General features: G+C 51.9%; 10 protein-coding genes. 5 read left to right on the top strand and 5 right to left on the bottom strand.

Annotated features, from left to right (window positions below):
* Nucleotides 1–5: 5 nt before the first annotated feature.
* From HMPREF9010_RS14745 to HMPREF9010_RS14735, 3 genes are all read left to right on the top strand, one after another.
* Nucleotides 6–434, top strand: a complete 429-nt coding sequence (locus tag HMPREF9010_RS14745) for a helix-turn-helix domain-containing protein (protein ID WP_008648468.1) — start codon at nucleotides 6–8, stop codon at nucleotides 432–434.
* The gene (locus tag HMPREF9010_RS14740; protein WP_007754174.1) at nucleotides 397–2,469 is read left to right on the top strand and encodes a bifunctional DNA primase/helicase; all 2,073 of its coding nucleotides are present in this window, start codon (nucleotides 397–399) and stop codon (nucleotides 2,467–2,469) included. The genes HMPREF9010_RS14745 and HMPREF9010_RS14740 overlap by 38 nt, the downstream gene beginning before the upstream one ends.
* Before the next feature lie 408 nt (nucleotides 2,470–2,877).
* Nucleotides 2,878–3,396: a dihydrofolate reductase family protein gene (locus tag HMPREF9010_RS14735; protein ID WP_004326099.1), complete on the top strand. Its 519-nt coding sequence runs from the start codon at nucleotides 2,878–2,880 to the stop codon at nucleotides 3,394–3,396.
* A 99-nt stretch (nucleotides 3,397–3,495) separates the two neighbouring features.
* On the opposite strand, the gene topB is transcribed toward HMPREF9010_RS14735, so the two are convergent.
* Both topB and HMPREF9010_RS14725 read right to left on the bottom strand, forming a co-directional pair.
* The gene (gene topB / locus HMPREF9010_RS14730) at nucleotides 3,496–5,583 is read right to left on the bottom strand and encodes a type IA DNA topoisomerase (protein ID WP_007754171.1); all 2,088 of its coding nucleotides are present in this window, start codon (nucleotides 5,581–5,583) and stop codon (nucleotides 3,496–3,498) included.
* 26 nt (nucleotides 5,584–5,609) lie between these two features.
* The gene (locus tag HMPREF9010_RS14725; RefSeq protein WP_008648469.1) at nucleotides 5,610–6,932 is read right to left on the bottom strand and encodes a DUF3945 domain-containing protein; all 1,323 of its coding nucleotides are present in this window, start codon (nucleotides 6,930–6,932) and stop codon (nucleotides 5,610–5,612) included.
* Nucleotides 6,933–7,477: 545 nt separating this feature from the next.
* Here HMPREF9010_RS14725 and HMPREF9010_RS14720 point away from each other — a divergent pair.
* Both HMPREF9010_RS14720 and HMPREF9010_RS14715 read left to right on the top strand, forming a co-directional pair.
* Complete coding sequence (locus tag HMPREF9010_RS14720) at nucleotides 7,478–8,179, top strand: DUF6088 family protein (protein WP_007754166.1); 702 nt, start codon at nucleotides 7,478–7,480, stop codon at nucleotides 8,177–8,179.
* A gap of 9 nt (nucleotides 8,180–8,188) precedes the next feature.
* A complete protein-coding gene (locus HMPREF9010_RS14715; protein ID WP_007754159.1) occupies nucleotides 8,189–9,205 on the top strand; it encodes a nucleotidyl transferase AbiEii/AbiGii toxin family protein in 1,017 nt (338 codons plus the stop codon).
* Nucleotides 9,206–9,248: 43 nt separating this feature from the next.
* On the opposite strand, the gene mobC is transcribed toward HMPREF9010_RS14715, so the two are convergent.
* The 3 genes from mobC to mobA are packed head-to-tail and all read right to left on the bottom strand — an operon-like array spanning nucleotide 9,249 to nucleotide 12,954.
* Entirely contained in the window at nucleotides 9,249–11,258 is a 2,010-nt protein-coding gene (mobC, locus tag HMPREF9010_RS14710; protein WP_008648471.1) for a conjugal transfer protein MobC, read from the bottom strand.
* Nucleotides 11,259–11,278: 20 nt separating this feature from the next.
* Nucleotides 11,279–12,547, bottom strand: a complete 1,269-nt coding sequence (gene mobB / locus HMPREF9010_RS14705) for a conjugal transfer protein MobB (protein ID WP_008648472.1) — start codon at nucleotides 12,545–12,547, stop codon at nucleotides 11,279–11,281.
* Nucleotides 12,532–12,954, bottom strand: coding sequence for a conjugal transfer protein MobA (mobA, locus tag HMPREF9010_RS14700; protein ID WP_007754154.1), 423 nt, complete (start codon nucleotides 12,952–12,954; stop codon nucleotides 12,532–12,534). The genes mobB and mobA overlap by 16 nt, the downstream gene beginning before the upstream one ends.
* Nucleotides 12,955–13,017: the final 63 nt, after the last annotated feature.

The following is a 13,017-nucleotide window of genomic DNA, read 5'->3' on the forward strand; positions in this document are numbered from 1 at the left end:
CACAGGTGGGTACATCTGTGGCGTTTTATTTTTCAGGACACCCGAACTTTGCGGCAAATCAATTAGTTACCGTTATGGAAATAATAACATTCGAGTCCAAAGCCTACAAGGAACTGGACAACAAGATTACCGCCATTGCCGACTACATCTTCAACCACATGGAAACGGCAAGGCAAAGCGAGGAAGACATGTGGGTGGACAGCTACGAGGTCTGCACGTTCCTGAAAATAAGCGAAAAGACCCTGCAACGCCTGCGGGTGTCGGGGACTATCGCCTATTCCAACATCAGGGGACGTTACTTCTACAAGGTCAGCGAGATACGCCGGATGCTGGAAGAACGCCTGATAAGGAGCAACAAGGAGAACATCGACAACCTGATAACCAACCACCAGTTGTATGCTAAGGAAAGAGGAAATCTTAGAAAGAACAAGTAACGGGCTGGCGGTGTTCAAACACTACCTGCCCGGCAATTGGCGCATAGGTCGCAACTTCCTTAACCCGCTGTACGAGGACAGCAAGGCTTCCTGCAACATCTATTTCGACCGCCGGGGCGGTATCTACAAGATGAAGGACTTCGGCAACGACAGTTACAGCGGCGACTGTTTCTTCCTCGTGGGGCAGTTAAAGGGGCTGGACTGCAACCGGGCGGCTGACTTCGTGGAGATACTGGAAATCATCGACCGGGATTTGGGCTTGGGGCTGGCTTCCGGCATTCCGGTTTCCGTTCCCCCGGCAACCGTCTGCCGGGCAGTGCCGGACAAACCCGAAGAAACGCCCGAAAAGCCCGTCAAGCCCTACCAGTTCCGGGAACAGAAGTTCCCGCTTGCCGAACTGGTGTACTGGCAACAGTACGGCATCACGCCCGAACTGCTGGAACGTTACAAGGTCTGCTCGCTCCGGGAATACAACAGCGAAACGGCAGAGGGCAAACCGTACACCTACACTTCATCGGTGGCAGAACCCATGTACGGCTACAAGGGCAAACAGCACATCAAGCTGTACCGCCCGTTCTCCACGCCCCGCTTCCTCTACGGCGGCAGCTTCGGCGAGAACTACTGTTTCGGGCTGGAACAACTGCCAGCCAAAGGCGACACGCTATTCATCACGGGCGGCGAGAAAGACGTGCTTTCGCTGGCGGCGCACGGTTTTCACGCTATCTGCTTCAATAGCGAAACAGTGACTATACCGCCCACGCTGGTCTATCGGCTGACGTTCCGCTTCAAACACATCGTCCTGCTCTTTGACATGGACAAGACGGGCAGGGAAAGTTCATGCAAGCAGGAAAAACTGTTGGAAGAATTTGGCGTGAAACGCCTGCTGCTCCCGCTTCCGGGAACGAAAGAGGAAAAGGACATATCCGACTACTTCAAAGCCGGGAACACCCGTGAAGATTTCCTGAAACTGTTTATCGAATTTTTAGACAACCTGTATAGCGATACATTGATTATGCTTAAATCGTGCGAGATAGATTTCAACAACCCGCCCGCCAAAGCGCAAGAGATTATTTCGGCGGGTGACGTTCCGCTGGGGACACAAGGCAACCTGTTCGGCATCACCGGGGGCGAGGGAACGGGCAAGAGCAATTATGTAGCCGCAATCGTGGCGGGCTGCATCTGCCCGGCTGGTGAGGACATAGATACACTGGGCATACAGATAACCGCCAACGGCAAACACAAGGCGGTCTTGCTCTATGATACCGAGCAATCAGAAGTGCAACTGTTCAAGAACGTAAGCAACCTGCTGGCACGTGCCAAACAGCCGGACAAACCCGATGAACTGAAAGCGTTTTGTCTTACCGGTATGTCACGCAAAGAACGCCTGAACGCCATTGTACAAAGCATGGACAAGTTCTACTACCAGTACGGCGGCATCCAGTTGGTCGTCATTGACGGCATCGCAGACCTTGTTAAGAGTGCCAACGATGAAGCGGAAAGCGTGGCGGTGATAGATGAACTTTATCGGCTGGCGGGCATCTACAACACGTGTATTCTGTGCGTGCTGCACTTCGTCCCCAACGGATTGAAACTGCGGGGACATTTGGGCAGCGAGTTGCAGCGCAAGGCGGCTACTATCCTGTCCATTGAGAAAGACGAAGAACCTACCCAGTCGGTGGTAAAAGCCCTGAAAGTAAGGGACGGAAGCCCGCTGGACGTGCCGCTGATGCTCTTTGCTTGGGACAAGGAAGCCGGGATGCACGTGTACAAGGGCGAGAAACCACGTGAGGAAAAGGAGAAGCGCAAGGAAAGGGAACTGGTGAATGTCGCACGTGACATCTTCGGGCGGCAGACACGCATCACCTACATAGACCTTTGCGAGCAGTTGCAGCAGGTATTGGACATCAAGGAGCGCACCGCAAAGAGCTATATCCGCTTCATGCGGGAAAGGGACATCATCACCAAAGACACGGCGAACCAAAGCTGTTTTGTCATCGGTTCATATAATCTTCAAAGGAACGCAAGCTGCCCGTAGGCGTATGGGCTGAACTTGTGTATTTTTAGGTGCTTGTGTCCTGCCCTGTTGTGATAACACGGCAGGATTTTTTCTGTTTGCACGTGATTTTTCAGGGTATTTGCTTAACTTTGCAGAAGTTACACGGAAAAGTAACGGCAGTTGGACGGCGGTTGCCGGAATATTGCCTTTATATATAACATATACGTTCGCCGAACGTCCCAAAGTAGAAAACTGGCACTTTTCAAAAAGAGGGGATATTCAGCGCAGGATATGCTATGCGTTTGTCATAGCGTGGCTGCACTGTTTCCTCTTTTGGGTATGCCAGTACCTCTACTTTGAAACAGCGTCATGCCACGCTTTCTTTTTGGGGGTGGCGGCTAACGTGCCAAGACAGTAGGGATTTATATCACTTTAATACCTGACAATATGGAACAAATCAAAGCGCACATCGCCGTATCGCTGGACGGGCATACCGCCACGCCGGACTATGAACTGGACTGGATGCCCCGTGAGGTCAAGGAACTGGCGGCAAGGGAACACGCCGCCGCAAGCTGCCTGCTTATGGGGGCTAACACCTACAACTACATCTTTGAACACTGGGGCGGGTGGCCGCACAAAAGCAAACGGTCTTTTGTGGTGTCACACTACGATACCAACGTGACGCCGGACTGCGGGGTGGAGTTCCTGACCGAAGAACCGCTGCAAAGGGTCTATGAACTGAAACAGGAAACCGACATGCTGGTGGTGGGTGGCGGCAAGCTGCTTACTTCATTGATTAAAGCCGGACTGCTGGACAGCCTGACAATCTACACCGTCCCGGTCATGGCGGGCAAAGGCATCGGTTTTGTCGGGGAAACATCCGGCTCGCTGTGGAAGCTCTCGGAAAGCAGGGTGCTGGATAACGGGGTGGTCTGTTCGACCTACCTGTTTGGCGGGAACATATAAAAAAAATGCGCCCGGTTTCCCTCCGGGCGCAACCACTAAAATTTCAATTATTATAAGCTGTAAAACCTATCACAATGAAATTTCAGCGGCAAAGATAAGCTATTTCTTCGGTTTCGCTTTCTTTTCGGGGAATGAAAAACCGACATTGAACTGCTCGTCCAGTACCAGCGAAGCATCGAAAGCCTTGCCGTTCTTGCCCTTGAAGCCCTTGATTAGCCCGGTCTTGCGTTTCGTCACCAGCTCGACAATCTGCTTGTCGGAAAGCTGCTTGTCGCACTTGTTGCGGAATATGGTAAGCGTGCAGTCCACGTTGGAACACTTCGCCACTTTCGGGTAGAACAGGATGCGCCCGCTGCCGCATTTCGGGCAGGGGCAGGTTTCACCAGCAGCGACAGATAGCTGCACCGATAGCAGTTCTGCGGTGATTTGCGTTGCGTACACCTCGATGCCCTTCCGGAACGTGTCCGCATCCATGCTGCCCGCTTCTATCTTGGCAAGGGCGGTTTCCCACATGCCCGTCATTTCGACATCGGCGATCTTCTTGTCCTTGACAATCCCATAAACGGCAAGCCCCTTGTCGGTAGGCACAAGGTTCTTCTTCTCACGCACGATGTACTGGCGGGCGAACAGCGTTTCGATAATCGCCGCACGAGTGGCGGGCGTGCCTATCCCGGCATCTTTCAGGCTGGCTTTCAGTTCGGCATCTTCCAGTTCCCTGCCTGCGTTCTCCATTGCCGCCAACAGGCTGCTTTCCGTGTGCAGCGGTTTCGGCTTGGTCTGCTTTTCGAGCAGATCCACGCCGGAGAGTGGCAAATATTCTCCCTCTTGGAGTGGCGGCAGGCTGGCGGCTTCTTCATCCCCGCCCGTTTCCTGCTCGCCGAACACGGCACGCCACCCGGCTTCTTTCATCACAGACCCTTTCACCGTGAAGTCGGTATCTCCCCCTGACAGCAAGGCGGTGGTAACGTCTTTCACGCACTTGCCCGAAAAGGCTTCCAGCATACGCCCGGCTACCAGCTCGTAAACCGCCCGCTCGTCTTTGGAAAGTTCGCCGGGCAGGTTCTCGGTAATGATTAAGGCGTGGTGGTCGGTCACTTTGCCGTCATTCACGCTGCGGCGGTTCAGGGGTGTGCCGTCCAGCCCGGCGGCATACCCGGCAAAGCGGGGGTATTGCCCCAGCAGGGCGACACGTTCCGGCATTTCATCGAAAACGTCCTCCGGAATATAGCGGCTTCCGGTTCTTGGGTAGGACATCACTTTCTTTTCATACAGGCTTTGCGCTATGGAAAGCGTCTTGTCAGCCGAGAAGTTCAGCTTCGTGTTCGCTTCCTTTTGCAGCGTGGTAAGGTCGTACAAAAGCGGCGGTTCTTGGCAGGCTTCTTTCCTCTCAACGGATTTAACCACAAGTTGCCCGGCATCCTTTACCCGTTGCAGGGCGGCTATGGCTTCGGGCTGCTGTTCCCACTTGGCGGTCGATTGGGCGGTAAAATTTATTCCCCCGCTGGCGGTCGCCGCTTTGAGTTGCCAAAACTTGGCGGGTACGAAATTCTTGTTCTCCAAATAGCGGCTGCATATCATCACGAGCGTGGGTGTCTGCACCCTGCCCAGCGAGAACACCCCCTGCCCGGCGGCAACGCTCAACGCTTGGGTGGCGTTTATCCCTATCAGCCAGTCCGCTTCGCTGCGGGACTTGGCAGAGAGGTAAAGGTTATCGTAACGCTCTCCCGGCTGCAAGTTATCCAGCCCCTCACGGATTGCCTTGTCGGTAAGGCTGCTTATCCACAGGCGCACAAATGGTTTCCGGCAGTTCAGGTAATGGAAGATATAGCGGAAGATTAACTCACCCTCACGCCCGGCATCGGTGGCGACAATAATCCGGTCGCACTGGTCGAACACTTCCTTTATCACTTTCAACTGTTTCAGCACGCCGGGGTCTGCCTTGTAGCCTTTCTCCGCTTTTACCTGACGGGGGATTAGCTGGAAATCGGGCGGCAGTATGGGCAGGCTCTCCCTGCGGAAGTTCGCCACGCCGTAGGCTTCCGGCATGGCAAGCTGGATTAAGTGGCCGAACGCCCATGTCACCATATACCCGTTGCCGGAAAGATAACCGTCATTACGCCCGGTCGCACCGATGATGCGGGCGATGTCCTTTGCCACGCTGGGCTTTTCTGCTATCAATGCAATCATAATTCTTTACTTTTTAATGGTGGATATTACATTTTCATTCCTCTGGACTTCTTGGGCTTGTCAGCTTTCAGGCTCTTGTCCTGCGCTTTCTCCTGCTTCTCTTTCTGCTTGGCGGTGGGCTTGTCCTGACCCTGTTTCAACGGCTCTTTGCCCTGCTTGGTGGCTTCGTTGGTCTTGCCCCCCGAATTGACCGCCACCTGCGTCCGGCTCTCGGCGGTGGGGGTAACGTCTTTCGGCTGCACCTTGTCGGGGGATTTGCCCTGTGCGCCGGGCTGTACATGACCGTTGAACTCAACGCCCTTGCCGTCCTTTAGCCCGGCGACCTGCCGCTCTGCGGGCTGCTGCCACTGCTGCAAGAACTGGACGGCGGCACGGGGCAGGAACTCCAAGCCACGCTCCACCGCACTGACCTGCAAATAGGCACTGCGCTGCGTGCCGTCCCTGAATTGCAGGTTTTCCATTTTCACCGCTTGCCCGGCTTCAAAGGCGGCTTTCTGTTCCGGACTGACTTGCACGTTACAGATTGTATCGGGGCATTTCCACTTGTCAGCCCGCATATACTCCAGTTCGTGCGTGTACCTGTCCCGGCTGACGAACACGGGGATTTGCTCGCCGCTTTTGGGGTCTTTGATTTCAGCGATGCCGCCCAAGTTGCCAGTGCCTTGCAAGTTGCCCTGTTCCTGCTTGGTGAACTCGTGTTCATGGAACGGGCGTTGCAGCAGTTTCTCGTCCTGCTGCACGCCGTGCAGCTTGGGTACTACCATGCCGTCCTTTGCCTGATAGAAAGAGAGCTTGACATCGGTAGGTTTGAGGTAGAAGCCGCCCACCGTCCCCGAAACGGTGTAGGTGTTGCGGGACTTGTAGCCACGCATCACCCGGTCGAAGTCCCTCGTGTTTTTCAGGGTGTCGGCGGTGATGCCGACTTTTTTCAGGTTCTCCCAGTCGATTTTTGCAGGGTCGAAGCGGTAGCCCTGCTTGAACTCGTGGAAGTCGGGCTTCGGAACTCGAAGCATTTCAGCCCGCTTGTCACCCTCCGGTGTAGGGTTGCGGTGGTTGTCCTCGATTGCCTTTGCGTCCCGCTCCGCTTCGGAAGCCTTGACGCTGAACAGTTCCAGCCCGGAAGTGTCCTGATACTTGCGGTAGAAGTTGGAAATGAAGTTGCTGAACACATCGCTGTTCTTGTCCACCTGCATGAACTCGCCGCCGTGTCCGGTAGTGGGTGGCACGGTCTGCAAATTGCCGTCCTTGTCGATACCCTTAACGGCACTCACCTTTCCCTGCTGTTTATCCAAGACCAGCAGCACGTCTTTTTCCTGCCCCTCTGCGGGCGGGGTCATTCTGTTTGCCATAAATAATTGGAATTTTAGTGGTTACGGGAATAGTCCCGCCCAAAGGTAGCGACTAAATATGCTATATTTGGACGGGCGGCAAGGACTGTCCGAATTTGTCCTGCGCTGTCTGAAATTGTCCGGGTGGGATGAAATTCTGCAACCATTGGTTGCAGAATTGAAAAGGGCATAAAAAAGAGAGCGAAGTTAATCACTCTCTTGGAGTGAGCCATTTATGAGCCATTTAATTATAGACCTTATGCCTTATAATCAACGACTTATTAAAATTTGCATTATGCTTGCGAGCCATTTGTGAAGCGTTTATGAAACGTTTGCTATTTTATCAATAGGCTAATAATGAGCTACATATCAAAATTAATACTGAAATACAGCTTATTTTTGGAACGTTTGTGAAGCGTTTGGCAAGCCTTTGATTGAGTTTCCGTTATTCTTCTATTATCAGGTGACACGACAAAAAGAAAACATCTTCGGCAAAATCTTTGTTATGTTTTTGCAGGTGATTACATAATATACTATCTTTGCATATAGAAACAAAGGACATAAATATGGCTTCATTCAGAAAAGAGATACTTGGGCAGATTGAACGGATAGATACCGGGCGTATATTCACGTTCCGGGATTTGTCGTTTGAAACGGAAAAGACCGCCAATGTTGCGGTGCTACTTTCCGAACAGAGCCGCAAAGGGGTACTGGTACGGGTTGAAAAGGGGGCGTACTACCGTCCCAAGAAATCAGTGCTGGGACTGGGAAAGCTGCCTGTCTATCAGGATGAACAGTTCCGCTACCTGACTGAAAAACTGAACGGCTATATCACGGGGGCTTACGTCTATAACAAAATGGGGCTGACCGAACAGGTAGCCACAACCATAACGATAGCCACTCCTAACCCGGTTCGCCGTTTCCGTTTCAAGAACTTGGATATAGAGTGCGTGAAAGCCTACTGCATGGTCTATCCGGATGAAAGCCTTGTCCCATACTTGCGGCTGCTCGATGCGATAAAGGACATGAAGCGCATACCCGGAACAACCGGGCAGGACATCTACAACCGGGTCAAAAGCCAATATTTCAACGGGTACAGCCTGCCGGAACTGGAAAAAATCGTATCTTTGGCGAAAAGTTACCCGCCACGTGTCAGAAAGGTGGTGGCGGACATACTGGGCGACATCAGACAAACCGTGTTGCAAACGGAAATGGTAAAGACCATTCTTCCCACGACACGGTTCAACTTGGATTATAAAACAGCATAGGACAGAAATATGAATTTACATTCGGACAAGGAAGCGTTCAAGGAAATCATCGCACTGGCGGCTGAACATTTCGGCTACGAGCAGTCGCACGTGGAAAAGGATTACTGGGTATCGAAGATACTGCGGGATATTTCCATGTCCGAATATGCGGATAAGACCTACTTCAAAGGCGGAACTTCACTTTCCAAAGCCTACGGGCTGATAGAACGTTTCTCGGAAGATTTGGACTTGTTCGTGTTCACGGGTGACAAAGGTGCGTCCAAGCAGGCGGAAAAGACATTGAACAAGAAACTTTCCAAATACATAGCCGAACTCAATAGTGACATATACAAGGAAGATTTGTCGGAAACGGGCGGTAATTACCGTAAACTGTATTTCTCGTATGACAATGTATTTCAAGGCGTGGGACTGAAAGAACATTTGGAAGTAGAGATAAAATCCTGTGACCTGCCGGACAAAAAACGGATGTTCTACCCGGCGGACAAGCGGGTTATCAAACCGATTGTGACCGCCTTTCTTGAAAGCATCGGGCAAGAGGAACTGATAAGCACCTACGGGCTGGGAAGTTTTGAAACGCAGTGTATCAACCCCCGAAAGACTATCTGCGACAAGGTTTCAAGGCTGGTAAAGCTGTCTTACAATGAGGATGCAGCCGCACTGTTGGCAAAGCATATCCGTGACGTTTACGACTTGTCGGCACTCTACCACAATCAGGAATATAACGATTACCTACATTCGGAAGATTTCTTGGATGCCATGTACCGGGTGACGATAGAGGACGGACTAAATAAAAACTCCCGTTCGCACTTGTCGCTGGCTGATGCACCGATATTCAAGGATGCCGAAGCGGTCATGGCGTTGCCCGAAGTGGCTACGGCGTACACTGCCGATTTGAAGAAACTGACTTTCGACAAAAGCAAGATGCCGCCGATAGGCAAGGCTGTGGAAGCATTGAAGAACCTGCACGAAATATTAGTGCGTTTTGAAGCCTACCGCACCAAAAAGCAAAATGAAGAACAACCGTAAAGCTACATCGGCTGTTCTTCACTCCATACATTATTATATACAGCTATTCTTCCTCCTTAATCAAGTGGCATAGCTCCGGGTCGTTCTTAATCCGGGTTATCTCGTCCTCGACAATCTGCCGGACTTCCTGACGGATGCGGTCATAGTTGGCTTGTATCTCTTCCTGCATCCGGTCGTTGCCGTCCTTGTCGGTGAAGTCAATTATCTGCGGCAACTTCACGTAACGGGCGGTTTCCCGCTTCACCTTTTCATTGTCCACCACGATTTCACAGTGGAAAATCTTCTGCTCTATCCGTTCATCGAAATTGTCCGCCACAGCCCCCACGAACATACCTTGCGTGAGGTTGGATATTTTGCTGGCGGGTATCAGGCTGTCCATTTGGGTACTTATCGAGGTGGACTTCTCCCGCTGGTTGATTGTCATGCTCTGCCGTTTCTGCAACACCTTTCCGAAACGCTCCGACAGTATTTTTGCCGTTTCACCGACTACCTGACCGCTAAACACGTTGCCCACAGTATTTTGTATCACACGGCTTTCCTTGTCCCCATAGTCACGGGTAAGCTGGCTGTAATCCTGAAAGCCCAGCAGAACCGCAACCTTGTTGCTTCGGGCGGTCGCAATCAAATTATCAAGCCCACGAAAATATATAGTCGGTAATTCATCTATTATCACCGAACTTTTAAGCTGACCTTTCTTGTTTATCAGCTTCACTATTCTACTGTTATATAATCCCAGTGCCGCCGAATAGATGTTCTGACGGTCGGGATTGTTGCCGACAACCAAGATTTTAGGCTCTTTCGGGTTGTTGATGTCCAGCGAGAAATCATCACCTGTCATTACCCAGTAAAGAGCGGGTGAAATCATCCTTGAAAGCGGGATTTTCGCACTTGCTATTTGACCCTGCAACTGCTCTTGAGCGTCTGATTCCCAAGCATCTACGAACGGCGAAAGGTAGTTTTCCAGTTCGGGATAACTGCGCAAAATAGTGAATACATCGGCGTATTTCTTGTTCAATAGTTCAATGGCATGGGGGAACGTGCAATACTTACCGCCTTGATAGATACGGAGATACCAAATTATAGCCGCCAAAAGAATAATCGGGCTTTCCACGAAGAAGTCGCCCTGCTTGCTTATCCAACTTCGATTGAGGTTAAGCATTATCGTGTAGCTGGCTTCGTAGGCATCCGCAATGTCTGACATGAAGCTGGCGTTTATCGGGTTGCATCGGTGGCTCTTGCGGGGGTCGTCAAAATTGATAATGTAGAATTTGGGCTTTACCTTATACCCGTCCAAGTGGTTAAGCAAATGATTATAAGCGATTTCCGACAAATCGGGAAACTTATAATCATAGCAGTAAAGCGCAAAACCTTTCTCGATTTGCTGTTTTATGTAACTGTTCACCACTGCATACGATTTGCCACTACCCGGCGTACCCAACACAAGGCTGGCACGGAACGGGTTCACGACATTTATCCAACCGTTATTCCATTTCTTCTTATAGTAGAACCGGGTAGGCAGATTTACCGAATACTCGTTCTCGATAAGCCTTGTTTCCTGCTGGAAACTTTCGTTCTCGGTATTAAAGACATCATCCATTAGGTTGTTCTTCAACAGCCGGGACATCCATGTACCCGCCATGAGCATACAGATATAGCCCGCCGACAGCGTGGCGATATAAAACACAGTGTCCGCCGTGTGTGGCAGCGGAAGTTCCAGCAGCCACCAGTTCAGGAAAAACAGGACGAAACCCACCGCAAGGCTGCAATGTATCTTCGCCCACGTTATCTTTTCCTCTTTCACGCCCTTAGTGCCGATACACGACAGGGCGAGGAACACCACCGAAAATAGTTTTGTCCAAAGAACGGACGAGAACAGCCCGGTGGTGCGCTGAAAGTTCCACAGTATCTTGTCTATCACTTCAAAGGTCACTCCCCACTCTTTCAGGGTGGAGTAACAGAACCAGTACACGTTTATTCCCACGAATAGAATACTGACAGCCCGCATAAAGTCCATGACCCTTGCAAGCCCTCTCAAATCATCTTCCTGTTGCATGATTGTAATGTTTTTTTAAGTTAGTCGATGCGCCTTGTGCGCTTCTTTTTCTTCTTTCTCTTTTGGCGGGCGGTGTCCTGCGGATCGTCACCGCCTGATGCACCGCCGCCCAGCAATCCACCGAACGCACCCAACACGGAAGCCACACCCGGAACGATGTCGGATTTCGGCATGAACCCCGGTTGTTCCTGATGCGTGGGCTGGTCTTGCTGCGGTGCTGACACTTCGGGCTGGTGCATCTTTCCGGTTTCGCCCGAAAAACGTTCGTTGAACACGTTCGCCGAATACTCCTTGCCCAAGCGTGAACCGTTCAGCACCACCCGGCTGTCATGGTCGATGAACGTAACGCCATAGATGCGCCCGCTGTCATTCTGACGGAATACCACGTCAATGCCCTGCTTCTTTAGCTGTTGTTCCAGTTCCTTGCGGCTGCGGGTGGTCTGCATGGCAGTGGCTACAATCTTCCGGGTGCGCTCTTTCAGTTTCCCGTTCCTGATTGCTTCGCCCGATTTCTCCATTCTGCGCTGCACCGCTTCATAACCCACCGACTTGCCGATGCGGGAAGCCTTTACCGGGTTGCCCGCCTTTTCGCCCTTGTCGTTCATGGCGGAATAGACAATGCCCTGATAGGGCTTGCCGTTCACTTCACCCTTGACTTCCTCGGCGCACACGTTGTAAGCGGCAAGCAAAGCCTTGTACTCCCCGAACGACTGGAAGCGGTAGCCATAGCAAGCCGCTTTCACGGTATTGCCGATTTGGTGCTTCACGTCCCCGGCGGCATAGTCCACCTTTTTAAGTTCCGGGCGTTCGGCACGTTCCTTTCGCTCTGCCGGGTGCAGCCCGTATTTCTTTTCCAGTTCACGGGTGATTTGCTTGCTGCGCCGATGCTCGAACTTGTCATTCAGCGGCTTGCCGTTCTCGTCCACCCGCAACCCCACGATGTGGATGTGGTGGCGGTCGATGTCGGTATGCTTGTACACCAAATAGGGCTGGTCGCCATAGCCCAACTTCCGCATATACTCTTTGGCAATGTCGGAAAGCTGCTGGTCGGTCAGCACGTCTTCCGGGTGCGGGTTTATGGAAATATGAAGTATCGGCTTCTTGGTGGATAGCTGGACGGGCATCTGCATTTCAAAGCTGCGCATACACTCGCCGATAGAGAAATTCCCGTCCTCGCTCAACAGCATCCGGTTGGAGAAAAGCACCTTTGCTTCCCCGCTGTCCACCTTGTTTTGGTTGTACGCCAGTGTGCCGAACATATTGCCGCCCGTGCTTATTTTGGCAACCATAGTTCCTTGCACTCGTTTGTCAGGTCGATAACCTGACGGTTCAACATCGCCAGTTCGGTGGTCGCTTTCTCTAATTTATAGAGAAAAGCCAGTGTCTTTTTCTCCGAAAAGTTGTTGTGCAACGCCTTTACAACTTGGTTGTAATTGACCGCCACGGCTCTGAATTGTGCATAAAATTCGGTCAGCCGGGCGCAATATTCTACTGCCGATTTGTCCACTTTCACCACCCGGAACGGCTCGCCGAACAGCCGGGCGGCGATGAAACGGGACTTGCTCGTGACGCCCGACTGCTCCCATTGCGAGAGGAAGCGGGCGTTCTCCCGGTCGTTCAGGTAAAGGACATGGCGATGCTTCGCCGGGTCTGCGAGGGCGGGGCGACCGCCCTTGTTAGGTTTTCTTGTTTCCATGCTTCTTTGGATTAAAAAAATTACGACTTCGGAGTGATTTTCACCCCCGCAAGGGGCAAGGCG

This window comes from Bacteroides sp. 3_1_23, from assembly GCF_000162555.1.
Classification (GTDB): Bacteria; Bacteroidota; Bacteroidia; order Bacteroidales; family Bacteroidaceae; genus Bacteroides; species Bacteroides ovatus.

Excerpts from the sequence above, each read along its gene's own strand:
- HMPREF9010_RS14725 (WP_008648469.1), bottom strand. The coding sequence starts at position 6,932 with ATGGCAAACAGAATGACCCCGCCCGCAGAGGGGCAGGAAAAAGACGTG.
- HMPREF9010_RS14715 (WP_007754159.1), top strand. The coding sequence starts at position 8,189 with ATGAATTTACATTCGGACAAGGAAGCGTTCAAGGAAATCATCGCACTG.
- HMPREF9010_RS14720 (WP_007754166.1), top strand. The coding sequence starts at position 7,478 with ATGGCTTCATTCAGAAAAGAGATACTTGGGCAGATTGAACGGATAGAT.
- topB (WP_007754171.1), bottom strand. The coding sequence starts at position 5,583 with ATGATTGCATTGATAGCAGAAAAGCCCAGCGTGGCAAAGGACATCGCC.
- HMPREF9010_RS14740 (WP_007754174.1), top strand. The coding sequence starts at position 397 with ATGCTAAGGAAAGAGGAAATCTTAGAAAGAACAAGTAACGGGCTGGCG.
- mobC (WP_008648471.1), bottom strand. The coding sequence starts at position 11,258 with ATGCAACAGGAAGATGATTTGAGAGGGCTTGCAAGGGTCATGGACTTT.
- mobB (WP_008648472.1), bottom strand. The coding sequence starts at position 12,547 with ATGGTTGCCAAAATAAGCACGGGCGGCAATATGTTCGGCACACTGGCG.
- mobA (WP_007754154.1), bottom strand. The coding sequence starts at position 12,954 with ATGGAAACAAGAAAACCTAACAAGGGCGGTCGCCCCGCCCTCGCAGAC.
- HMPREF9010_RS14735 (WP_004326099.1), top strand. The coding sequence starts at position 2,878 with ATGGAACAAATCAAAGCGCACATCGCCGTATCGCTGGACGGGCATACC.